The organism is Bacillus cereus group sp. RP43, from assembly GCF_040459645.1.
GTDB classification, from domain to species: Bacteria; Bacillota; Bacilli; order Bacillales; family Bacillaceae_G; genus Bacillus_A; species Bacillus_A mycoides_C.
The window spans coordinates 157309-180817 of record NZ_JARVHQ010000001.1 but is presented as its reverse complement, the minus strand read 5'-3'; the positions used below and the strand labels follow the sequence as shown (position 1 = coordinate 180817).

Sequence of the window (23509 nt, the reverse complement as noted above, 5' to 3'; positions counted from 1 at the left end):
AGGTACATTATCATTCAGTGATAATATGATGTCCCGCAGCTTTTGTTAAACGATTCATAATTGCATTTCCTATTCCTTCATTCGGGAATGATTCACTAAAAATAACATCTACTTCACTTGCATCAAACGTTCTAAGCACATCATATAACTTAGTCGCAACGCTGGCTAAATCGCTTCGCACGCCGCAAGACAATACAACATCTGCCCTATACACACGCTGATACTCTTCTGTCGTTAATACACCTACTTTAAATCCTTCTTTCTTTTTCTCATCCACAATACGTTGAATAAACTCACGGGACCCTTCAACAATACTAAGTGGCGCTTTCGGTGCATAATGTGTATATTTCATTCCAGGTGATTTCGGTTTTTCTTTCTCATCCTTTAAAGCTGGATCTAAAGAAACATTTCCTATCACTGCTTCTAATTGCTCCTTCGTAATCCCACCTGGACGTAAAATCGTCGGAACCTCGCTCGTACAGTCAATTACAGTTGATTCAACGCCAACTCCTGTTGCCCCGCCATCAACAATACCAGCAATTTTCCCATTTAAATCTTCATACACATGAGAAGCTAACGTTGGACTTGGGCGTCCTGAACGATTCGCACTCGGTGCCGCAACAGGCACGTTTGCCTCTTCAATAAGAGCGAGCGCTACTGGATGATCCGGCATCCTCACTCCGACTGTATTAAGTCCTGCCGTAACCCTCTCTGAAATCCCTTTTTTTCTCGGTAAAATGATTGTTAATGGTCCTGGCCAAAAATGCTCCATTAACTTTTCTGCAACCGGCGGAATTTCTCTTACAATACCATCTAACTGAGATTTTGTTCCTATGTGGACAATCAGTGGATTATCGCTCGGTCTCCCTTTCGCTTCAAAAATTTTCGCTATCGCTTCATCATCCATTGCGTTTGCTCCTAACCCATATACCGTTTCCGTCGGGAAGGCCACCGCTTCATTTTCTCTTAATAATCTCGCTGCTTCTTTTAATTGTGGATAATATTTTTTTCTTTCCACAACATTATCCACAATCCACATATTTGTATGCATTTTTTCCCACGTCCTTTTCTACCATGAAATACTTGTCTATTTTTAGTTTACTATGAGATTTATCCAAAAGACAAACAAGGTTTATCCACAAAATGTGGATAAACCTTGTTAATCCGTGGATAACTTTGTGAATAGCTGACAATTTAGTATTATTGCATTTAGCTCTTTTATATTTTTACAAAAGTGTTCTAACTGTCGAATTCCCTCTGGAACTTTCTCTTTCTCTATAATGACAAAGTCAAAAAACTGAAAGATTGTCACAGATTGTGGATGATTTGTGAGTAAGTACAATTGTCGAATATCTTTTTCTTTCATATACTGCAAAAACATCTCAAAAAAATATAAGAAAGTCTGTTTATCCACATTAGGTGTGAATAAACAAGAACGAATAAGTGCATTTTCTCCACTTTGTTCATATCCAATTACCGCTCGTATTTCTCCCGCTTCTTCCAAAATCATAAATTGTGCGTATAGCTCATTTATTTTATCATCTTTTTTATTAGCTTGTCCGAAAAAAGAATGCAATCTTTCTACATCTGCTTTCGTAGCAAAATACACGTTCTTCATAATAAATCCCTCCTCATTGATATATATGAGGAGGGATTTACTAATAGTACTATTTAGAGAATAAAGCTGCAAAAGCTTCGACGATAAATAATTTAACCTCTGGTTTTTCTTCTTCCTCTTCTACTTTTACATACTCATTTTGCTTTTCTTGTTTTTGCTCCACAGATTTCTCCACTTTTTCCACAGATTTTGTTTCTACTTTTTTTACAGGCTGTTCTTCTACTTGTGTTTCATTTTTCACTACTTTCTTTTCGGGTACTGTTACTTTTTCAGCTTTTTCCGGCTTCACTACTTTCGTTTCTTTCACCTTATCCTCTTTCTTCTCCGGTACACCCTCTACTTCCTCATCTGATTGTTTCACCTGCTCTTCTTCAGGAGATTCAGCTTTCACAACATGTTCTTCTTTCCTTACAGCTGTACCACTTGAAAAATCTAAGAAACACATCGGCGGAAATAACACACACCACCAGTTTGCACCTTCACCTTTTCCAATTGTAATAAGTACCGCTTCATATTCTCCTGCCGGATAAATAAAATTCCCATATACCTTTGTAGGAAACTTCACATTCTTACCGAATTTCACTTGAAACGCCTCTTTACTTCCTTCTCTTTTCAGCGTATTCGCCACTGTCTTTTCAATTTCAGGAATATGATTTTGAATTACTTTTTGAGCTTCTTCAAATGACGTTAAATCCGCTACCCATCCATCAATTTGCGCTTTCACTTCATCACGTACTTTACGTTTTAATGCCTGATCTTTATCAGAATCACTATTAGCTAAAATACGTAATCGAACGGCCTCTTTCGGAATAACCGTAGGCCCTTTTGCATCAGCTTTCATATATCCAAACTGCACAAGTAACTGTGCACCAATTAATAATAAAAGAAAGTAAGCAATAACTTGTTTTTTCATTTCCTCCACCGTCCCCTCTAGAAACAGTGTGGACAAAGTTACTTCTTTCTAAACTATTAAATTCAAAATCTATATAAAAAACCGATAGAAAAGCATTTTTTTAATGGGCGAGAGGGACTGGCTATGTATAGGAGCGGTCAGAGCCTTTTCCTGCCACACGCAAAGATTTAAAACAAAGACAGGCAGCAAGGTGTATATCCATTTTTATCTTTATGACAGCAATCTATATGCTGAAAAATAAAAATAACTTTCTATGGATAATAAGGTGCGTATTTTCGCTGGAATAATACTCCTTACCAAAATTCTAAATGAAATGTATGGCTGAGTAGTTACGAATTTTTCATACAAAAAATAGAGTAAGGCTTATGCCTTACTCCATCTCTGCAAATACCATGCGATCTTTTCCATTAATATCAAATACAACTTCAACTTGAGCGTGCGGGAAAGTTTGCTGTAATAATGCTTTCACATCTTCACCTTGCCCTACACCAATTTCAAACGCCACAATCGCCTTTTTCTGTAATACATTCGGCAATTCCTCCATAAAACGACGATAGAAATCTAGTCCATCTTCCCCACCAACAAGCGCACGCTTCGGCTCATGCTCCTTCACAACAGTAGAAAGACCACGCCAATCTTCCTCTGGTATGTACGGAGGATTTGAAACCACAACATCTAACTTTTGACCTGTTTCATAAAACGGAGACAGTAAATCGCCGTGATAGAAAGTTACATCCGCCCCTAAAGTTTTTGCATTTTCTTTTGCAACTTCAATCGACTCCTGTGCGATATCTACTGTATACACATGAAGATTTTTATTTTCTAAAGCGAGCGTAATAGAAATCGCTCCACTACCTGTTCCAATATCCGCTATGTGAAGCTCCTCATTACCGAAATGGCGCTCAATTCTCTCTAGCACTCCAACTATAAGTTCCTCTGTTTCCGGTCTTGGTATCAATACCTCTTCATTTACAAAGAATGATCGGCCATAAAACATTTCATAACCGAGCATATATTGGATAGGAATACCTTCTACGTGCTTGTGGATAAATTCTGCAAAACTTTTCTCTTGTTCCGCAGTTATTTCTTCACGCATATTCATGAGCATTCCGGTTCTGTTCGTCTTTAATACATGACAAAGGACAATTTCTCCCGCATTTTCATCTCGTCCATTTTCCTGTAAAAAAGAAGAAGCCCATTTCAGGGCTTCATAGACACGCATTACTCAGCTGCCTCCATCTTTTGAGCCTGATCTTCCATCACTAAGGCATTGATGAAATCATCTAACTTACCTTGTAGGATTTGATCTAGCTTTTGAATCGTTAAACCGATTCGATGGTCTGTAACACGGTTTTGCGGGAAGTTATACGTACGAATACGCTCTGAACGATCTCCCGTACCAACAGCTTGTTTACGGTTTTGATCATACTCAGCTTGCGCTTCTTGTCTAAACTTATCATAAACACGTGCGCGTAATACTTTCATCGCTTTTTCTTTATTCTTAATTTGTGATTTCTCATCCTGACAAGATACAACTACACCAGTCGGTAAATGTGTTAAACGTACCGCTGACATCGTTGTATTAACGCTTTGTCCACCAGGACCACTAGAAGCAAACGTATCAACACGAACATCTTTTTCATGAATATTAATTTCTACTTCTTCTGCCTCTGGTAATACAGCTACAGTTGCTGTAGATGTATGAATACGTCCACCAGATTCCGTTTCAGGAACACGTTGTACACGGTGAGCACCATTCTCGAATTTCAGCTTCGCGAAAGCACCTTTACCGTTAATCATAAAGATAATCTCTTTATATCCACCTAACTCTGTATAGCTCGCTTCGATAATTTCAGTTTTCCAACCTTGCACCTCAGCATAACGGCTATACATACGATATAAATCACCAGCAAATAAAGCCGCCTCGTCACCACCAGCAGCACCACGAACCTCAACGATAACGTTTTTATCATCATTAGGGTCTTTTGGAACAAGTAAAATTTTCAGACGTTCTGATAATGTTTTCTCTTGTCCTTCTAATTCAGAAACCTCTTCTTTTACCATATCACGCATATCAGCGTCTAACTTATCTTCTAACATTGCTTTTGCATCTCGTAATTGCTCACGAACATCTTTATACTCACGGTACACCTCTACCGTGTCCTGAATATCAGATTGCTCTTTTGAATACTCACGAAGCTTATTTGTATCGCTAATAACCTCTGGGTCACTTAACAACTCATTTAACTTCTCATAACGATCTTCTACAGCTTGCAAACGATCTAACACACCATTCACCTCTACATCCTAGTATCTAATACAAATAGTATATGGTACTTAATCAAAAAAACGCAAATTATATTTAAAAGCGCAAGCGGCTTGCTCAGAATCGCAGGACACTTTCAACTCTCGACCTTGAAGCGCTTTTTGCTTCGAGCGAGAGAGTGAAATGGCCGGAGATTCTAGCCGCTAGAGCTAGATAATATATTTAAAAGTACAAGCGGCTCGCTCAGCTCTGACTGCCTAAATTTCTTAGCTGTGCGAAGAGCTGGCCACCAATCTTCATCTATTTTCGAAAAAAACCCGCTCTACATAGCGAGTTTCGTTTATCTTTGTTTTGTAGGTACTGCATGACAATGACGACAACGTGGTTCATACGATTCTGAAGCCCCAACTAAAATAATTGGATCATCAAATGCCGCTGGTTCTCCATCGATTAAACGTTGCGTACGACTTGCAGGAGATCCACATGCAGAACAAACTGCCTGCAATTTAGTCACATGTTCAGCAATCGCCATCAGCTGAGGAACTTGTCCAAATGGTAGACCACGGAAATCTTGGTCTAATCCAGCTACAATGACACGATAGCCACGATTTGCCAATACTTGCACCACTTCCACAATGTCCCCATCAAAAAATTGTACCTCATCGATTGCAATAACATCCATTTCTTCTGTTACATGGTTAAATATATCTTTTGAAGCTGAAACAGGAACTGCTTTAACCTTTAATCCATTATGTGATACAACATCTTCTTCACTATAACGATTATCAATACATGGTTTAAATACAATCGCATGTTGTTTCGCAAATTGCGTACGGCGTATACGGCGGATGAGCTCTTCTGATTTCCCAGAAAACATACTCCCGCAAATCACTTCAATCCAACCATTTTGATTCATTAAGTACATTGAGCTCTCCTTTCATCTACTTTCCTAATCCAAAGTAGGGTAAAGGTTTAATATTTTCGCAAAAAAAACAGACAAGCGAATACATACACTTGCCTGTTTTATGTTCTTTATTACTTAATACCGTATTTCTTATTGAAGCGGTCAACACGTCCGTCTGCAGTAGCAAACTTCTGACGTCCAGTGTAGAATGGGTGAGAATCAGAACTGATCTCAATTTTTAGTAATGGATAAGTGTTACCATCTTCCCACTCAACAGTTTCGCTAGAGCCTTTTGTAGACCCGCTTAAGAATTTGAAGCCAGTGTTCGTGTCCATAAATACAACTTTATTGTAATTTGGATGGATTCCTGCTTTCATTCTTTTCATCTCCTTCCGCCCTGAATCATTTTCGAAACAGAGTTTTTCATCTTCAGCTGCTTACACAACTATATTGATGAAACACATATGATGAAATTATAACAAGGCTAACTCCATTTTGCAACTACCTGTTTTTGTCTTTTTAAAAATTAAAAGCGCAAGCGGCTCGCTCAGAATGAGAAGGGGATGGAGCTTCTGACATAGAGGCGCTTTTTGCCTCGTAGGAAGACGCGAAGCCACCGACCATTCTAGCCGCTGGAGCTGGATATACCTAAAAGCGCAAGCGGCTCACTTAGCTCTGACTGGCTAAGGTTCTCTCGCACAAAATATGATTTTCATCTCAAAAAACAAATTTTTTCCATATATTACTCTCTCTAATATTCCCTTAAAAACATAAAAAACTCGCTTACTACGAAATAAGCGAGTCCCAATCTTTTCCCTTTACTTAGTTGTTACATACCTTTTTGAGTCTGCAACAATGTTTTGTAAAAACTCTTCATTTGTCTTTGTTTGACGAAGTTTACGTAAGAAGCCTTCAACAAAGTCTGGCGTATCACGCATTGTTTTACGAATGCCCCACAGCTTGTCTAAATGTTCTTTCGGAATTAATAGGTCTTCTTTACGCGTACCAGAGCGACGAATATCAATCGCTGGGAAGATACGGCGCTCAGCTAATGAGCGATCTAAGTGAAGTTCCATGTTTCCAGTTCCTTTAAACTCCTCATAAATTACATCATCCATACGGGATCCTGTATCAACAAGTGCTGTTGCTAAAATCGTTAAGCTACCGCCCTCTTCGATATTACGCGCAGCCCCAAAGAAACGCTTCGGTCTATGAAAAGCAGCTGGATCAATACCACCTGATAGAGTTCTACCACTTGGCGGAATAACAAGGTTGTAAGCACGCGCTAAACGGGTAATACTATCCATTAAAATGACAACGTCTTTTTTATGCTCTACAAGACGCATTGCACGCTCTAATACGAGCTCGGCTACTTTAATATGATTTTCTGGTACTTCATCAAAAGTAGAACTTACAACATCACCTTTAACAGAACGTTCAATATCTGTTACTTCCTCTGGACGCTCATCAATTAAAAGTACAATTAATTCTGCTTCCGGATGATTTGTCGTGACACTATGTGCAATTTCTTTTAACAGACTTGTTTTACCAGCCTTTGGAGGCGCGACAATTAAACCACGTTGTCCAAATCCAACTGGTGCGATTAAATCCATGATGCGTGTCGGTAGCTTTTTCGTTTCCGTTTCCAATTTCATTTGGCGATCTGGGTATAACGGTGTTAATGCAGGGAAATGCACACGCTCTTTTGCTGAGTCTGGATCATCTCCGTTTACAGCTTCAACTTGTAATAATCCAAAATAGCGTTCATTTTCTTTCGGAGGTCGTACTTTACCAGAAACCTTATCTCCATTACGTAAATCGAAACGACGAATTTGCGAAGCCGAGATATAAATATCTTCTGAGCTTGGAGAGTAGTTGATAGGACGTAGGAATCCAAATCCTTCTGATTGAATAATTTCTAATACGCCTTCCATGAAAAAGAAACCTTCTTTTTCTGCTCGAGCTTTTAAGATGGCGAAAATCAGCTCTTTTTTCGTTAACTTGCTGTAATACGAAATCTTAAATTCTTTCGCAAGCTCGTATAACTCTTTTAATTTCATGTTTTCTAATGCTGCAATTGACAAATTCATTCAGACACCACACTTTAACTTTATTCTCTTTTCACATGGGTAAAGGGAAAAAATACGGAAGGCAAATAAATAATAATGAAAGGCAATAAGTTCAAGTAGGATAATATTCACTATTGTAACCCTTTTATCTAGTTTTAATCAATACGTTGAAACACAAATACAAGAAGCGAAGACAAGAAAATTTGTCTTCGCCTTTTATATTTCTTACTTTTTTCTACTCACCTGATTTTAAGGCAGAATAGATAAGGCATTTCTGCTTTTATTTAATCCAGTTCCAGCGGCTAGAATATCCGGGTATTTCACCCCTTCCTGTGAGGCAAAAAGCGCCTCTTCGTCAGGAGTTCCAATGCCCTGCGATTCTGAACGAGCCGCCTCCACTTTTTATTTAATCCAGCTTCAGCAGCTAGAATGGTCGGTGGCTTCACTTCTTCCTGCGAGGCAAAAAGCGCCTCTACGTCAGAAGCTCCATCCCTCTCCCATTCTGAACGAGCTGCTTACGCTTTTTACTTAATAACCAAATTCGGTTTTTTATTTAAGCTATGGCGTCCGTCTACGAAGCGGACTGTGCCTGATTTTGCACGCATAACAAGAGATTGTGTCGTTCCGACGCTACCTTTAAATTGAACGCCTCGTAATAGTTCTCCGTCTGTTACACCTGTTGCTGCAAAGATTGCATCGTCACCTTTTACTAAGTCTTCCATACGAAGGATACGATTGATATCTTCAATACCCATTTTTTTACAACGCGCTAATTCAGCTTCGTTTTGAGGTAAGAGCTTCCCGTGAATTTCTCCACCTAAACATTTTAATGCAACTGCTGCTAATACACCTTCAGGTGCTCCACCAGAACCGAATAGAATATCTACACCGGTACGGTCGAATGCTGTATTGATTGCTCCAGCTACATCTCCATCGTTAATTAATTTAATACGAGCACCAGCTTTACGAATTTCTTCGATAATCGCTTGATGACGTGGACGGTTTAAAACTGTCGCTACAACATCTTCGATATCTTTATTTTTCGCTTTCGCAACTGCACGTAAGTTGTCGATAATAGGTGCGTCAATATCAACTGCACCAACTGCTTCTGGACCAACCGCTATTTTATCCATGTACATGTCAGGAGCATGTAACAAATTGCCGTGATCTGCAATTGCAATAACAGCAAGCGCATTCCATCCGCCAGCTGCTACGATATTTGTCCCTTCTAAAGGATCAACTGCAACGTCTACGCGTGGTCCATATCCTGTACCCAATTTCTCTCCGATATATAGCATTGGCGCTTCATCCATTTCACCTTCGCCAATTACAACTGTACCTTTCATCGGAATTGTATCAAATACATCACGCATAGCTGATGTTGCTGCACCATCTGCCTCATCTTTTTTTCCGCGCCCCATCCAACGCGCTGATGATAATGCTGCAGCCTCTGTTACACGTACTAACTCCATAGATAAACTTCTTTCCACGTTAATCCCTCTCCTTTAAGTCTTTATATTTCTGCCGTATTTTGTGAACCGTGTTTTTCTATAAAGTGCACTTCCGTTAGTAGTGATTCTTCGCTCCCCATTAACGGAAGTATCACCACCTTATCCCGATTGGTGAGGGCTAGTAATCAGCGCGGGGTACCCCACGCTGATTAAAGTTTCACTTTATGCATTCTTCATTTCTTCAATTTCTTGCTTTGTCATTTGTTCTCGCCAAATGTTTGCACCAAGCCCTTTAAGCTTGTCTACTATATTTTCGTAACCTCGATCAATATGCTCAAGTCCCGTTACTTCTGTAATACCATCTGCCATTAAACCCGCAATAACAAGGGACGCACCAGCTCGTAAGTCACTCGCTTTCACCTTCGCACCTTGTAATAAAACAGGTCCAGTCACAATTGCTGAACGGCCTTCTACTTTAATTTGCGCGTTCATACGGCGCAATTCATCAATATGCTTGAAACGTGCGCCGTAAATTGTATCAGTTACAACCCCTGTTCCATGCGCTTTTGTTAAAAGCGTTGTAAACGGCTGTTGTAAATCTGTTGGGAAACCTGGATATACAAGTGTTTTTATATCAACTACTTTTAACCTTCTATTACCATTCACTGTAATTTGGTCATCGTTCGTTTCAACTTGAACACCAGCTTCTCTTAACTTCGCAGTAACGGACTCTAAGTGCTGAGGAATAACATTATCAACTGTTACTTCTCCTCCTGACGCAGCCCCTAAAATCATATACGTACCAGCTTCAATACGATCTGGAATGATAGTGTGGTGACAACCGTGCAGGGAGTCCACGCCATCAATTCGGATTACATCTGTACCAGCACCTTTAATACGTGCGCCCATACTCGTTAACAATGTAGCTACGTCAATAATCTCTGGTTCTTTCGCTGCATTTTCAATAACAGTTCTACCTTTCGCTCGTACAGCCGCTAGCATAATGTTAATCGTAGCTCCTACACTAACAACATCTAAATAAATACGTGCCCCGCGTAGTTCATCTGCTCTTAAATAAATGGCACCTTGTTCATTTGTAACATACGCACCTAACGCTTCAAACCCTTTAATATGCTGATCAATCGGTCGTGGCCCTAAATGACATCCACCTGGAAGCCCAATAACAGCTTTTTTAAAACGGCCAAGCATTGCACCCATTAAATAATAAGAGGCGCGCAATTTTTTCACTTTTCCATTTGGTAAAGGCATTGCAACCATGTTAGAAGGATCGACTACCATCTCTTCTTCCTGCCCATAAGTTACTCTCCCTCCAATTTCCTCTAGTAAGTCTCCTAACATTTTCACGTCCGAAATATTAGGAACGCCACCGATAGTTACTGGAGTATCTGCTAAAATTGTCGCTGGAATTAGTGCAACAGCACTGTTCTTTGCACCACTCACGCGAATTGTTCCATTTAAAGCTCTTCCGCCTTCAATTAGCAACTTTTCCATATTGAGCTCCCTTCTTGTGAATGTATTTATCTTCTACTTCTTTATAAGAAGAAGTAGAAGATTCCCCCTTAAGAATCTCAATCATTCTTTCCATCCTGAAATTCAATAAGTAGAAAACCATCACCTGCAGCTCCCCCGCTATACAAATAGATGAAGATTAACTATTCATCGAATCAAATTCCTCAATTCAGATACTTATCACATTTATTAATAGGACTATGCACATTATTTTCTATATTTGCAAACTAAAAATTCACTTTATAAAATCTTTAGACTTGTTCACGCTTTCATTATACAACGAAAGGAAACCGTCTAAAAGACTAGACGGTTTCCAAAACGGAATTTTATTCTTACGCTTTACCGTTAGAACCGAACTCACGCATTTTACCAGCAACAGTTGCTTTAATAGCGTCGCGGCCAGGTCCAATATATTTACGAGGATCGTAAACTTCTTGGTCTTTGCTTAATGCTTCACGAACAGCTTTTGTAAACTCAATTTGGTTCTCAGTGTTTACGTTAATTTTTGAAGTACCTAGAGAAATAGCTTTTACGATATCAGCAGTTGGGATACCAGTACCACCGTGTAATACTAAAGGTACGCCAGTGAAGTCACGAACTTGTTCCATTTCAGCGAATCCTAAGTTAGGCTCACCTTTGTAAGGACCGTGTACAGAACCTAAAGCTGGAGCTAGGCAATCGATACCTGTTGCTTCAACAAGGTGCTTACACTCTGCTGGATCAGCGTAAATTACGCCTTCAGCGATGATGTCGTCTTCTTGTCCGCCAACTGTTCCAAGCTCAGCTTCAACAGATACGTTACGAGCGTGTGCGTATTCTACCACTTTTTTAGTAGTTTCAACGTTTTCTTCGAATGGGTGGTGAGAAGCGTCGATCATTACAGATGTGAAACCTGCATCGATTGCTTCTTTACATTTTTCGAAGCTTGAACCATGGTCAAGGTGAATCGCTACAGGAACAGTGATGTTCATTTCTTCGATTAAAGCTTTAACCATAGCTACAACTGTTTTGAAACCAGTCATATGACGAGCTGCACCCTCAGATACACCTAAGATTACAGGAGATTTTTCTTCTTCCGCAGCAGCTAAGATAGCTTGAGTCCACTCTAAGTTGTTCATGTTGAATTGACCAACTGCGTATTTTCCTTCTAGTGCTGTGTTTAGCATTTCTTTCATAGAAACTAAAGGCATGGTGAATCCTCCTAAAAAACGTTTTTTGTATCCGATAAATTCTTATCGCTGGTAGTATGACCAGAATAAGGTAAAATATGTATATTTACATACCGGACTTCTTTCTACACTCAATAGGATAACAACTTGTACTCAAAAACTCAACCGTATTCACCTGCTCAATAGTCCATGTAAACGCTTTTTTCCATATTTTTTATAAAAAATTCATTTTTTACGCCTCTACAGCAAGCTGATCTCTCACTGCTTGACGAATCTCATCAATATCAAACGGTTTAGCAAAGTGCATTAAAGCTCCTAAATCTTTCGCTTCTTGAATCATATCCAATTCTCCATAAGCAGTCATTAAAATCACTTTAATACTCTCATCAATTTCTTTTACATGTTTTAAAATCTCTATACCATCCATACCTGGGATTTTCATATCTAACACTACTAAATCCGGATTATCTTTTTTCACGATATCTAAAGCTTGAAATCCATTCGCTGCTTGGAACGTCTGATAACCTTCTTTTTGGAACACTTCATGCAATAAAACACGAATGCCATATTGATCATCAACGATTAAAATTTTCCCTTCCATAACTCCCAACCTTTCTGTGTAAGTACAAGATTTAAAGCTTCTTATATCTTATCGGTTTATTTTCGCTACTCTTTGCCAAATCCCTTCCTATTCTTTCTTATTTTACCGTTTCCTATTTTGTTATGCTACCCTACTATTTCCCCTTTCCAAAAAAAATAAGATATAATGAGAACCAGCTAACACGAAAGAAAGGAGCAACAACATGTTAAAAATTTTTTCAACTCAATTAAGTGGATATTTCTCTAGAATTTCTCAAAAAGAGGAAATGAATATAGAAGATAGCGCTCGTCTACTTGCCCAGGCGTTAGTTGGCGACGGCTTCATTTACTTGCATGGTACAGACGAAATGGAGGGTATTGTTTCAGAAGCATTATTTGGTGCCGAACCAATGAAACAAGCAAAACGTTTAATAGAAAACGGTGAACTGGCAGCAGTGACTTCTGCGGACCGCGTACTTCTTATTAGTCGTTTTTCGACAGATGAAGAAGTTATAAAAACCGCGAAAAAACTTCATGAAGAAGGCCAATCTATTGTTGGAATTTCTGCTATTCAAGAAGGTCCTGAATCACTTGAGCAATATACAGATGTACATATTGATACAAAGCTGTTAAAAGGTCTTATTCCAGATGATGAAGGTAACCGCTATGGTTTCCCAAGTTTAATTGTAGCTTTATTTACTTATCACGGAATTAAATTTACAATTGATGAAATGTTAAACGAATATTAAAAAAAGCGCCCTATTTCAGGCGCTTTTTTTTAATTACTTGCTCTCTTTATTCGTAATAGAAGCACTTACGAAATCATGGAACAATGGTTGTGGACGGTTTGGACGAGATACAAGTTCTGGATGGAACTGTGCTGCCACGAACCAAGGGTGATCTTGTAATTCAATAATTTCCACTAGACGACCGTCTGGGCTTGTACCAGAGAATACAAATCCTGCTTTTTCCATATCTGGACGGAATTGATTGTTGAACTCATAACGATGACGATGACGCTCATATACAACCGGCTCATTGTAAGCATTGTAAGCATTTGTTTCTTCAGAAAGCTTACATGGATATAGACCAAGACGAAGTGTACCACCTAAATCTTCTACATCTTTTTGTTCTGGTAATAAATCGATAATTGCATAAGGTGTGTCAGGATTAATTTCAGAAGAGTTAGCTCCTTCTAATCCTAATACGTTACGTGCAAATTCGATTGATGCAAGTTGCATACCTAGGCAAATTCCTAAGAATGGAACTTTGTTTTCACGAGCATATTGAATTGCAACGATTTTACCTTCTACACCACGATCGCCGAAGCCACCTGGTACAAGGATACCATCTGTATCGCCAACTAATTCTTTTACGTTCTCTGCTGTTACGTGCTCAGCGTTTACCCATTTCACTTCTACATCTGTATCGAATGAATAACCTGCATGACGAAGTGCTTCTACAACAGAAATGTATGCATCTTGAAGCTCTACGTATTTACCAACAAGAGCGATTTTTGTTTTCTTAGAAAGGTTACGCACTTTATTAACTAACGCAGTCCACTCTGTCATATCTGCAGCTGGATTGTCTAATTTCAAGTGATCGCAAACGATTTGGTCCATGTTTTGTTCTTGAAGAGATAATGGAACCGCATATAAAGTATCTGCATCGCGTGCTTCGATAACTGCTTTTGTATCGATGTCACAGAATAATGCAAGCTTGTCTTTCATGTCCTGAGAAACAGGTAGTTCTGTACGAACAACGATAATATTTGGTTGAATACCTAAGCTGCGAAGCTCTTTAACGCTATGTTGCGTTGGTTTTGTTTTCATTTCACCCGCTGCTTTTAAGTACGGGATTAACGTACAGTGAATGTACATTACATTGTCACGACCGATGTCGCTCTTAATTTGACGGATTGCTTCTAAGAATGGTAGAGACTCGATGTCACCAACAGTTCCACCGATTTCTGTAATAACAACGTCGGCGTTTGTTTCGCGACCAGAACGATATACACGTTCTTTAATTTCATTAGTAATGTGAGGAATAACTTGAACTGTTCCTCCTAAATATTCACCACGACGCTCTTTTTGAAGAACTGAAGAGTAAATTTTACCTGTTGTTACGTTGCTGTATTTATTTAAGTTGATGTCGATAAAACGCTCATAGTGACCTAGGTCTAAGTCCGTTTCTGCACCATCATCTGTTACGAATACCTCACCGTGTTGGTATGGGCTCATAGTCCCTGGGTCTACGTTAATGTATGGATCAAACTTTTGAATAGTTACGTTTAAACCACGATTTTTTAAAAGTCTTCCAAGAGATGCTGCTGTAATACCTTTTCCTAAAGACGATACTACACCGCCCGTTACAAAAATATACTTAGTCATGAAAATACTCCCTTCTACTTCGTTGTTATATAATCACCGTTGCAAAGCGCAACGTATGTAGATAACATTGTATCCATCTTATTGTTAGACTCTTTTTATTTTCTAAACAAAAAACAAAAAAGAAAATTGCTCCCCTCATCACATAAAGTAATAAGTAGGGAGCAATTTTCTTTTATATTTACACTTTAAAAGTATTATCGTCCTTTTTTAAAGAGCCCAAAAATGATTCTACATGGACGATAATGAAAAGTCAAGAACTACCGCTCTTCCTCTTCTTCTTCTTCAGTTTCATCGTACTCAAGTTCTTCTTCTGCGAAGTCTTCATCATCTTCTTCTAAATCATCAAGATCATCATCTTCATCATCATCTGCGTCTTCTTCTTCAAGAACCTTGTCCAAATCTTCTACATCATCTTCTTCGTCTGCATTTCCTTCTGCATCGCCGAATTCATCTTCATCTTCTTCGATGTAGTCGTCAAAACCGTCCTCTTCAACTTTACGTTTCTTCTTCGGTTTTGGCTGAGGCAGGATTTCTTCATCAATTTGCTCATATGGGTACCAGCTACGTAGCCCCCAACGATTTTCTCCTAAATTAATGAAACGTCCATCGATGTTTAAATCTGTATAAAATTGTGCGAGTTTCGCATTAACTTGCTCTTGAGATAGTCCCAGCACTTGAGCGATTTCTTGAACCAACTCGTTGAATGTCGTTGCTTGTCTTTTATCCCCTAAAACGCTATGTACAACTTCAATCATTGAACATTCTTTTAGCTCTTCTGGTGAATATTGCTTAAAATTCACTTATGCGGCACTTCCTTTCTTCAAATATAACCTTATATACAACGGTCTGCTTAAAAAAATCCATACTATTCATTATAAACAAAAGTCGCACAAATATGCTACAAAAAAAACGGGAAACTTTTATATGGCAATAAAATTATAATTTGTCTATTCCTTATTTCGGAAACATATGCGCTCCTTGTAATACATACCTAATTTGCATTTCAGTATATTCTTCAAGCGTATACAGTTTTTGCAGGGCCCAACGCCTAAATCCCCACATTTGTCCTTGTATGAAAATATTATGTGCAAGAAGCTGTATTTCCTTTTTATTTAGTGTAAATGTTCCATTTTCCGTACACTGCTCTAAAATATCCTCAAACATCCCGACCATTTGAAACTCTTTTTCTAATACATATGGGAGTGATTCTTTCGGTAAAAAGCGTACCTCTTGATACATAATTAATACTTCTTCTTGCAATTCATCCATCACTTTAAAATAATTTGTTATCGCTATCTTTAAGCTTTCTATACTTCCCTTCTCTGTACACACTACTTCCTCTAACCGCTCTTTTACATGTTCATAAATACTATCACAAACTAAATATAATACATCATCTTTTGTGCGAATATATTCATACAGTGTTCCGATACTAAATCCAGCCGCTTTCGCAATTTCTCTCGTTGTTGTGCGCGGAAATCCTTTTTGCTTAAACAATTGCACTGCACCTTTAATCATTTGTTCACGTCTTAACGCAACTAATTTTTCATCTTTCACTGACGCATGTACATTATGTTTAACCATCCCCTTCACCTCTCTCTATTATTTTTGGAAGTAAAAAGCGTAGGAAAATACCTACGCTTTTGTTCCTATTTCGTTAACATACGAGAAATTACAAGCCTTTGAATCTCTTGTGTTCCCTCATATATTTGTGTAATCTTTGCATCGCGCATATAACGCTCTACTGGATAATCTTTCGTATAACCATAACCACCAAATACTTGTACTGCTTCAGTCGTTACCTTCATCGCTGTATCACCTGCAAATACTTTTGACATCGCTGACTCTTTCCCGTACGGAAGCCCTTCAGATTCAAGCCAAGCCGCTTGATATGTTAAAAGACGCGCTGCCTCTACATCAGTTGCCATATCTGCAAGTTTAAAGCCAATTCCTTGTTGCGCCGCAATCGGCTTCCCAAACTGATGACGCTCTCTTGCATATTCTACAGAAGCATCTAAAGCCCCTTGCGCAATACCGACTGCTTGCGCGGCAATACCATTACGGCCGCCATCTAACGTTTGCATCGCAACTTTAAATCCTTGGCCCTCTTCCCCGAGTAGGTTCTCTACAGGAATACGGCAGTCTTCAAACATAATTTCAGTAGTCGGCGAAGAGCGAATCCCTAGCTTGCTCTCTTTCTTCCCAACTGAAAATCCTGGCGTATCGCTCTCCACAATAAATGCACTCGTGCCGCGCTGCTTCGATTCAGGGTCTGTTAATGCAAAAACAACATAAATATCAGCAATGCCGCCATTTGTAATAAAGATTTTCGATCCATTTAAAATGTAATGGTCTCCATCTCGTTTCGCAGTTGTCCTCATTCCGCCAGCATCTGATCCAGAGCTTGGTTCTGTTAAGCCATATGCACCAATTTTCTTCCCTTCAGCCATTGGGCGCAAAAACTTTTGTTTTTGCTCTTCCGTTCCAAATTTAAAAATCGGCCATCCAGCAAGTGAAGTATGCGCAGACAACGTTACACCTGTAGAAGCACAGACGCGGGATAATTCTTCAATGGCAATTACATACGCCAAGTAATCGCTTCCAATTCCACCGTATTCTTCAGGCCACGGAATACCGGTTAAACCAAGCTCTGCCATTTGATCGAATAAAGCTCGATCAAATCGCTCTTCCTCATCACGCTCTGCTGCTGTCGGTGCTACTTCATTCCTTGCAAAATCCCGAACCATTTTTCTTATCATTTCATGTTCTTCTGATAATTTAAAATGCATTCCCGTATCCCCCTGTTCCTTTTTATAAAGCTCGACTAATTACAAGCTTTTGTATTTCACTCGTTCCTTCATATATTTGCGTGATCTTCGCATCACGGAAAAATCTTTCTACTGGATAATCTTTCGTATAACCATAACCACCAAATACTTGCACCGCTTCAATCGCAACTTCAACAGCCGTCTTAGAAGCAAATAATTTCGCAATAGAAGCTTCTTTACCACATGGTAGCCCTTGCGCTCTAAGCGATGCCGCTCTATATACAAGTAATCGCGCTGCTTCTACGCTAGTCGCCATATCTGCGAGTTTGAATCCAATTCCTTGCTGCGCCGCAATTGGCTTTCCGAATTGCTCACGCTCTTTCGCATAATCAATCGCACATGCAAGCGCCGCTTCAGCGATTCCTAACGCCTGTGCACCGATTCCAATTCGTCCAACATCTAAATTCGCCATCGCTACCTTAAATCCTTGTCCTTCTTCTCCAAGTAAATTCTCAGCCGGCACCTTCATATCTTCAAACGTAAGTTGTACTGTGCGAGAACCGAGAAGTCCCATCTTATGCTCATCTTTACCGATAATTAAGCCTGGTGTATCTTTCTCTACTATAAATGCAGAAATACCACTTTTCCCCGCCTCTGGATTTGTAGAAGCGAATACAATGTATGTACTTGCTTCGCCGCCATTCGTAATAAATACTTTCGACCCATTAATAATGTAATGATCGTCTTTCTTTACAGCTCTTGATTTCAAACTACCTGCATCTGATCCTGCATTTGGTTCTGTTAAAGCAAATGCGCCTAAATACTCACCAGTCGCCAATTTAGAAACATATTTCTGCTTCTGTTCTTCTGTTCCGAAGTATAAAATCGGATTCATTCCAACTGACGTATGTACAGCTAAAATTACACCAACCGTTGCACTTACCTTTGAAATTTCCTCAATTGCTAGAATGTAAGAAATAAAATCCATTTCTGCCCCGCCATATTTTGCAGGCGCTGGAATACCCATTAGTCCAAGCTCACCCATCTTTTGCAAAATCTCTTTCGGGAACACCCCTTGTTCCATACTAGGAACAAAGGGAGCTATTTCTTTCTGTGCAAAATCTCGAACCATTTTCCTCATCATTTGTTGCTCTTCAGTTAAGTGAAAATTCATGTACTTCGCCTCCGTTTGCTATATATCTTTTTAACAATCTGGTAAGACCACTACTTTAATAAAGGGAGGACTTTATTCGTAAACGTAGAAACCACGACCCGTTTTACGTCCTAACCATCCTGCATTCACATACTTGCGTAATAATGGACATGGGCGATATTTACTATCTCCTAATCCTTCATGCAACACTTCCATAATGTATAAACACGTATCTAAACCGATAAAATCAGCTAATGTAAGTGGCCCCATCGGATGGTTCATACCGAGCTTCATTACTTCATCAATCGCTTCTTTCGTTGCTACACCTTCATATAACGTATAGATTGCTTCGTTAATCATTGGTAATAAAATACGGTTCGATACAAACCCTGGGAAATCATTTACTTCAACTGGAACTTTCCCAATCTTTTTCGTAATATCCTCAATCGTTTCATACACTGCATCATCTGTAGCTAAACCACGAATAATTTCAACGAGTTTCATAACTGGAACTGGATTCATAAAGTGCATGCCGATTACTTTCTCCGGACGTTTCGTTACCGCTGCAATTTCCGTAATTGGTAGAGATGATGTATTCGTCGCTAAAATTGCGTGTTCTGGGGCGATTTCATCTAAATTCGCAAAAATTTTCTTTTTAATATCCATTTTTTCAACAGCTGCTTCAATAACAAGATCAGCTTCTTTGACACTATTTAAATCGAGCGTCCATGTAAGACGATTTAAAGTCGCTTCTTTCTCTTCTTCCTTCATACGGCCTTTTTCTACTTGGCGGGCTAAATTTTTCGTAATAACAGCTAACCCTCGGTCTAATTGCTCTTGTTTTAAATCTTGCACTTTCACATCATATCCTGCCATTGCACATACTTGCGCAATTCCCGATCCCATCTGTCCTGCACCAATTACAACAATCTTTTGTACACCCATTTTTTCTTCCCCCTTAATTTTTAATAAACTATATATCTTCTAATCTTAATTAGTGAACTTCAATCATTACTGCGTCACCTTGACCGCCACCACTACAAATCGAAGCAATTCCAATTCCGCCTCCGCGCTGCTTTAGTGCATGGATAAGTGTAACGATAATACGTGCTCCGCTTGCTCCAATCGGATGCCCCATCGCCACTGCGCCGCCATTTACATTCAATTTTTCTGGGTCAATTCCTGCGATTTCTGTACTTGCAATTGCTACCGCCGCAAATGCCTCATTGATTTCAAATAGATCGATGTCTTCAATTGTCTTACCTGTCTTTTTCAGCAATTCATTAATTGCATAACCTGGCGTTCTTGGGAAATCCTTCGATTCTACCGCGATCGCCGTATGCGCCAAAATTGTCGCTAATGGCTTTCTTCCTTCTTGCTTCGCTCTGTCCTCGCTCATTAATACAAGTGCAGCACCGCCATCATTTAGTCCCGGAGCATTACCTGCTGTCACTGCTGATGTCTTATCAAATACAGGCTTTAATTTCGCTAATTTTTCAATCGTTGTATCCGCGCGTGGTGCCTCATCCTTAGCCACGACGATAGGATCGCCTTTTCTTTGCTGAATTGTTACTGGTACAATCTCCTCTTCAAAACGCCCTTCTTTATGCGCTGAAACCGCACGTTGATGGCTACGATATGCCCATTCATCTTGTGCTTCGCGAGAGATCCCATCTTCCTTCGCAACTTCTCCGCCATAAACACCCATGTGTATACCTGAAAATGCGCACGTTAAACCGTCTGCAACGTTTAAATCGATAACTTCGTTGTTACCCATTCTGTATCCCCATCTTGCCCCTCGTAAAATGTAAGGGCTGTTACTCATCGATTCCATTCCACCAGCTACAATCAGTGATTGGTCACCAGTGCGAATAATTTGATCTGCTAAAGTAACTGCGCGAAGCCCTGATGCACAAACTTTATTTACTGTTTCTGTCTGCACTTCCCAAGGAATGCCGGCCGCTCTTGCTGCTTGGCGTGATGGAATTTGTCCTTGCCCTCCTTGGATAACCGTTCCAAATATAACTTCTTCAACATCACTAGCGGAAACATTCGCCCTTTCAATCGCTGCCTTAATTGCGATTCCTCCAAGTTCTGTTGCTTTCACGTCTTTTAAAGTCCCTCCAAATTTTCCAACCGGTGTTCTTGCAGCACTTAAAATAACTGTTTTACTCATGTTTCTTTCCCCCATTTCTTTTTTTAGCACCGAGCGCTCGCTCGGTATCCTTGCGTTGAGAAGAGGTGCAATTATTGCACCTCTTTCTAAATTTGAATGCATTCTTACAAACTACATTGCTTCTTTCTTCTGTCCGATAACTGAGCGTTCTAAAATCTCTGTTACGTCCAGAGTTTGAACTGTTTCTTCTACTTCTTTCGCTTTCGTACCGTCACTAATCATTGTTAAGCAATACGGGCATCCTGTACCGATAATTGACGGCTGTACAGCTAGCGCTTGTTCTGTACGAGCCACGTTAATACGAGAACCTGCCGTTTCTTCCATCCACATTAAGCCGCCACCTGCACCACAGCACATTCCCGTTTCACGATTACGCGCCATTTCCACAAGGTTAACGCCTGGAATTGCTTTTAGAATATCGCGCGGTGCTTCGTATACTTCGTTGTATCTTCCTAAGTAACAGGAATCATGATACGTAACTGTCTCTTCAATAGAATGGACAGGTTTTAAACGTCCTTCCTTCACCCACTGGGCTAGTAATTCTGTATGATGATAGACTTCTGCTTGTAAGCCAAAGTCCGGGTACTCATTTTTAAAAGTGTTATAAGCATGAGGGTCAATCGTAACGATTTTCTTCACTCCTGCTTTTTCAAATTCTTCGATATTTTTAGTCGCCATTTCTTGGAATACAAATTCATTTCCAAGGCGGCGCGGTGTATCACCAGAGTTCTTTTCCTTATTACCAAGAATTGCGAATGAAATGCCTGCTTCGTTCATTAGCTTCGCAAATGATATCGCAATCTTCTGACTCCGGTTGTCATACGAACCCATCGACCCAACCCAGAATAAGTATTCAAACTCTTCGCCAGCTTTTGATTTCTCCTTTACAGTTGGAACTGTTACTTCATCATCACCTTGGCGCCATGTTTCACGCTCTTTACGGTTCAGTCCCCACGGATTCCCTTGGCGCTCAATGTTTGTCATTGCACGCTGCGCTTCCGCATCCATTTTTCCTTCTGTTAAAACGAGATAGCGGCGTAAATCAATAATTTTGTCAACATGCTCATTCATAACTGGGCACTGGTCCTCACAGTTACGGCACGTTGTACATGCCCAAATCTCTTCTTCTGTAATAACATCTCCGATTAAACTCGGATCGTACGCTAGCGCTGTAGCCGCTGATTCTTGTTGTCCTTTTCCAGCTGCCATCATCGCTAACTGATTTCCTTGTGTATTATTAAAAGCAACAACTGGAACCCACGGTGCTTTTGATGTTACCGCTGCTCCTTTATCAGTTAAATGATCACGAAGTTTTAAAATTAAATCCATCGGTGATAACATTTTCCCTGTTCCTGTTGCCGGACACATATTTGTACAACGACCACATTCGACGCAAGAATATAAGTCGATAAGTTGATTTTGTCTAAAGTCTTCAATTTTACCAACACCGAATGTTTCTTGTGTTTCATCTTCAAAATCGATTTTTTCAAGTTTTCCCGGATTTGAAAGACGACCAAAAAACACGTTAACTGGTCCAGCAATTAAATGCGCATGTTTTGATTGTGGAACATAAACTAAAAACGTTAACAAGATTAATAGATGCACCCACCAAGAAAAATAGAATACTGAAATGGCTACGGTTTCATTTATCCCCGAGAAAACGTAAGCGATTGCAGAAGCGATTGGTTCACTCCATGAAAGCTCCTCACCGTGCCATATAATTCCCATCCCATTACCAAGTAGCACAGAAATCATTAAGCCACCGATAAAGATAAGAACAAGACCTGATTTGAAATTACGTTTTAAACGAACAAGCTTTTCAACATAGCGTCTATGAAAAGCCCAAAAGACTGCAATTAAAATAACGAGTGTGACAATTTCCTGGAAGAATGTAAATGCAGGGTATAGTGGTCCAAGTGGAAGATGCGATCCTGGTGCGAGTCCTTTCCAAACGAAGTCAATTGCTCCAAATTGGACAAGAATAAATCCGTAAAAGAACATAACGTGAATGATGCCGCTCTTTTTATCTTTCAGCAGCTTTTTCTGACCGAAAACATTGACCTTAAGAAGATCCCAACGCTCTTTAAAACGACGGTCAAATTCGATCTTTTTTCCTAATTGTATGTAGGCCATTCTTGTTCGTATAAGATATACAAACAAATACCCCGCATAAGCAATAACAGCAATGGCAGCCAGCCAATTAATGATTAGTAAGCTATTCATTTTATGCTACCCCTCTCTTTGTAAGCTCTCTTTCTTTTTTTAGAATCTTCGAAAATATATAATTTTCTGAATTATATCCCCTATTCCCATTATATAATGAGTGAGCATTCAGTCAACAGTTTTTTGTTATACAACAACACATTTTTTAATAAAGATGTTTATTTCGGTGAAACTATAAAGTGAAACTTTAATCAGTGGGGAGCTATTCTATTAGCCCGCACCAATCGGACTTTTACGGGCAGCCCGAATCCCAACCAACTTCTTTGCTTTAACCCAATTTTGAGATGGGCGTCTTACCGC

The 23509-nt window shown here is 39.6% G+C and carries 21 protein-coding genes; 1 reads left to right on the top strand and 20 read right to left on the bottom strand.

The window, feature by feature from the left end:
• Window positions 1–10: 10 nt before the first annotated feature.
• The 12 genes from QCI75_RS00860 to spo0F form a co-directional block, all read right to left on the bottom strand.
• Window positions 11–1051: an L-threonylcarbamoyladenylate synthase gene (locus QCI75_RS00860; protein ID WP_098776017.1), complete on the bottom strand. Its 1041-nt coding sequence runs from the start codon at window positions 1049–1051 to the stop codon at window positions 11–13.
• A gap of 108 nt (window positions 1052–1159) precedes the next feature.
• The gene (locus QCI75_RS00855; protein ID WP_098776018.1) at window positions 1160–1618 is read right to left on the bottom strand and encodes a GNAT family N-acetyltransferase; all 459 of its coding nucleotides are present in this window, start codon (window positions 1616–1618) and stop codon (window positions 1160–1162) included.
• Window positions 1619–1667: 49 nt separating this feature from the next.
• The gene (spoIIR, locus tag QCI75_RS00850) at window positions 1668–2531 is read right to left on the bottom strand and encodes a stage II sporulation protein R (protein WP_353759836.1); all 864 of its coding nucleotides are present in this window, start codon (window positions 2529–2531) and stop codon (window positions 1668–1670) included.
• A gap of 370 nt (window positions 2532–2901) precedes the next feature.
• On the bottom strand, window positions 2902–3753 hold the full coding sequence (prmC, locus tag QCI75_RS00845; RefSeq protein ID WP_070145596.1) for a peptide chain release factor N(5)-glutamine methyltransferase: 852 nt from the start codon (window positions 3751–3753) through the stop codon (window positions 2902–2904).
• Window positions 3753–4820, bottom strand: a complete 1068-nt coding sequence (gene prfA, locus QCI75_RS00840; protein WP_002113060.1) for a peptide chain release factor 1 — start codon at window positions 4818–4820, stop codon at window positions 3753–3755. The genes prmC and prfA overlap by 1 nt, the downstream gene beginning before the upstream one ends.
• Window positions 4821–5137: 317 nt before the next feature.
• Window positions 5138–5722: a thymidine kinase gene (locus QCI75_RS00835; protein ID WP_000281086.1), complete on the bottom strand. Its 585-nt coding sequence runs from the start codon at window positions 5720–5722 to the stop codon at window positions 5138–5140.
• 110 nt (window positions 5723–5832) lie between these two features.
• The gene (locus tag QCI75_RS00830) at window positions 5833–6078 is read right to left on the bottom strand and encodes a type B 50S ribosomal protein L31 (RefSeq protein WP_000643447.1); all 246 of its coding nucleotides are present in this window, start codon (window positions 6076–6078) and stop codon (window positions 5833–5835) included.
• 441 nt (window positions 6079–6519) lie between these two features.
• Window positions 6520–7791, bottom strand: a complete 1272-nt coding sequence (gene rho / locus QCI75_RS00825) for a transcription termination factor Rho (RefSeq protein ID WP_002123767.1) — start codon at window positions 7789–7791, stop codon at window positions 6520–6522.
• Window positions 7792–8294: 503 nt separating this feature from the next.
• Window positions 8295–9260, bottom strand: a complete 966-nt coding sequence (glpX, locus tag QCI75_RS00820; RefSeq protein WP_000442336.1) for a class II fructose-bisphosphatase — start codon at window positions 9258–9260, stop codon at window positions 8295–8297.
• Window positions 9261–9443: 183 nt separating this feature from the next.
• Entirely contained in the window at window positions 9444–10733 is a 1290-nt protein-coding gene (gene murA, locus QCI75_RS00815) for a UDP-N-acetylglucosamine 1-carboxyvinyltransferase (RefSeq protein WP_353759835.1), read from the bottom strand.
• A gap of 350 nt (window positions 10734–11083) precedes the next feature.
• The gene (locus tag QCI75_RS00810) at window positions 11084–11941 is read right to left on the bottom strand and encodes a class II fructose-bisphosphate aldolase (RefSeq protein WP_001131858.1); all 858 of its coding nucleotides are present in this window, start codon (window positions 11939–11941) and stop codon (window positions 11084–11086) included.
• 211 nt (window positions 11942–12152) lie between these two features.
• Window positions 12153–12521 (bottom strand): sporulation initiation phosphotransferase Spo0F, encoded by a 369-nt coding sequence (gene spo0F, locus QCI75_RS00805; RefSeq protein WP_000398592.1) that lies wholly within the window; start codon window positions 12519–12521, stop codon window positions 12153–12155.
• 202 nt (window positions 12522–12723) lie between these two features.
• Between spo0F and QCI75_RS00800 the strand changes: the two genes are divergently transcribed.
• Complete coding sequence (locus QCI75_RS00800) at window positions 12724–13248, top strand: DUF2529 domain-containing protein (protein WP_144504979.1); 525 nt, start codon at window positions 12724–12726, stop codon at window positions 13246–13248.
• A gap of 33 nt (window positions 13249–13281) precedes the next feature.
• On the opposite strand, the gene pyrG is transcribed toward QCI75_RS00800, so the two are convergent.
• The 8 genes from pyrG to QCI75_RS00760 form a co-directional block, all read right to left on the bottom strand.
• The gene (gene pyrG, locus QCI75_RS00795; RefSeq protein WP_144504981.1) at window positions 13282–14889 is read right to left on the bottom strand and encodes a CTP synthase; all 1608 of its coding nucleotides are present in this window, start codon (window positions 14887–14889) and stop codon (window positions 13282–13284) included.
• Between the two features lie 257 nt (window positions 14890–15146).
• Complete coding sequence (rpoE, locus tag QCI75_RS00790; RefSeq protein ID WP_144504983.1) at window positions 15147–15689, bottom strand: DNA-directed RNA polymerase subunit delta; 543 nt, start codon at window positions 15687–15689, stop codon at window positions 15147–15149.
• A gap of 154 nt (window positions 15690–15843) precedes the next feature.
• Window positions 15844–16473 carry a TetR/AcrR family transcriptional regulator gene (locus QCI75_RS00785; protein WP_073517203.1) on the bottom strand — a complete coding sequence of 210 codons (630 nt, stop codon included), beginning with the start codon at window positions 16471–16473 and terminating at the stop codon, window positions 15844–15846.
• Between the two features lie 65 nt (window positions 16474–16538).
• Entirely contained in the window at window positions 16539–17678 is a 1140-nt protein-coding gene (gene acdA, locus QCI75_RS00780) for an acyl-CoA dehydrogenase AcdA (RefSeq protein ID WP_144504985.1), read from the bottom strand.
• A 22-nt stretch (window positions 17679–17700) separates the two neighbouring features.
• The gene (locus QCI75_RS00775; RefSeq protein ID WP_353759834.1) at window positions 17701–18831 is read right to left on the bottom strand and encodes an acyl-CoA dehydrogenase; all 1131 of its coding nucleotides are present in this window, start codon (window positions 18829–18831) and stop codon (window positions 17701–17703) included.
• 72 nt (window positions 18832–18903) lie between these two features.
• Complete coding sequence (locus QCI75_RS00770; RefSeq protein ID WP_002094337.1) at window positions 18904–19755, bottom strand: 3-hydroxybutyryl-CoA dehydrogenase; 852 nt, start codon at window positions 19753–19755, stop codon at window positions 18904–18906.
• Between the two features lie 49 nt (window positions 19756–19804).
• Entirely contained in the window at window positions 19805–21088 is a 1284-nt protein-coding gene (locus QCI75_RS00765) for an acetyl-CoA C-acetyltransferase (protein WP_353759833.1), read from the bottom strand.
• A 9-nt stretch (window positions 21089–21097) separates the two neighbouring features.
• Complete coding sequence (locus QCI75_RS00760) at window positions 21098–23209, bottom strand: (Fe-S)-binding protein (RefSeq protein ID WP_002198758.1); 2112 nt, start codon at window positions 23207–23209, stop codon at window positions 21098–21100.
• Window positions 23210–23509 lie beyond the last annotated feature (300 nt).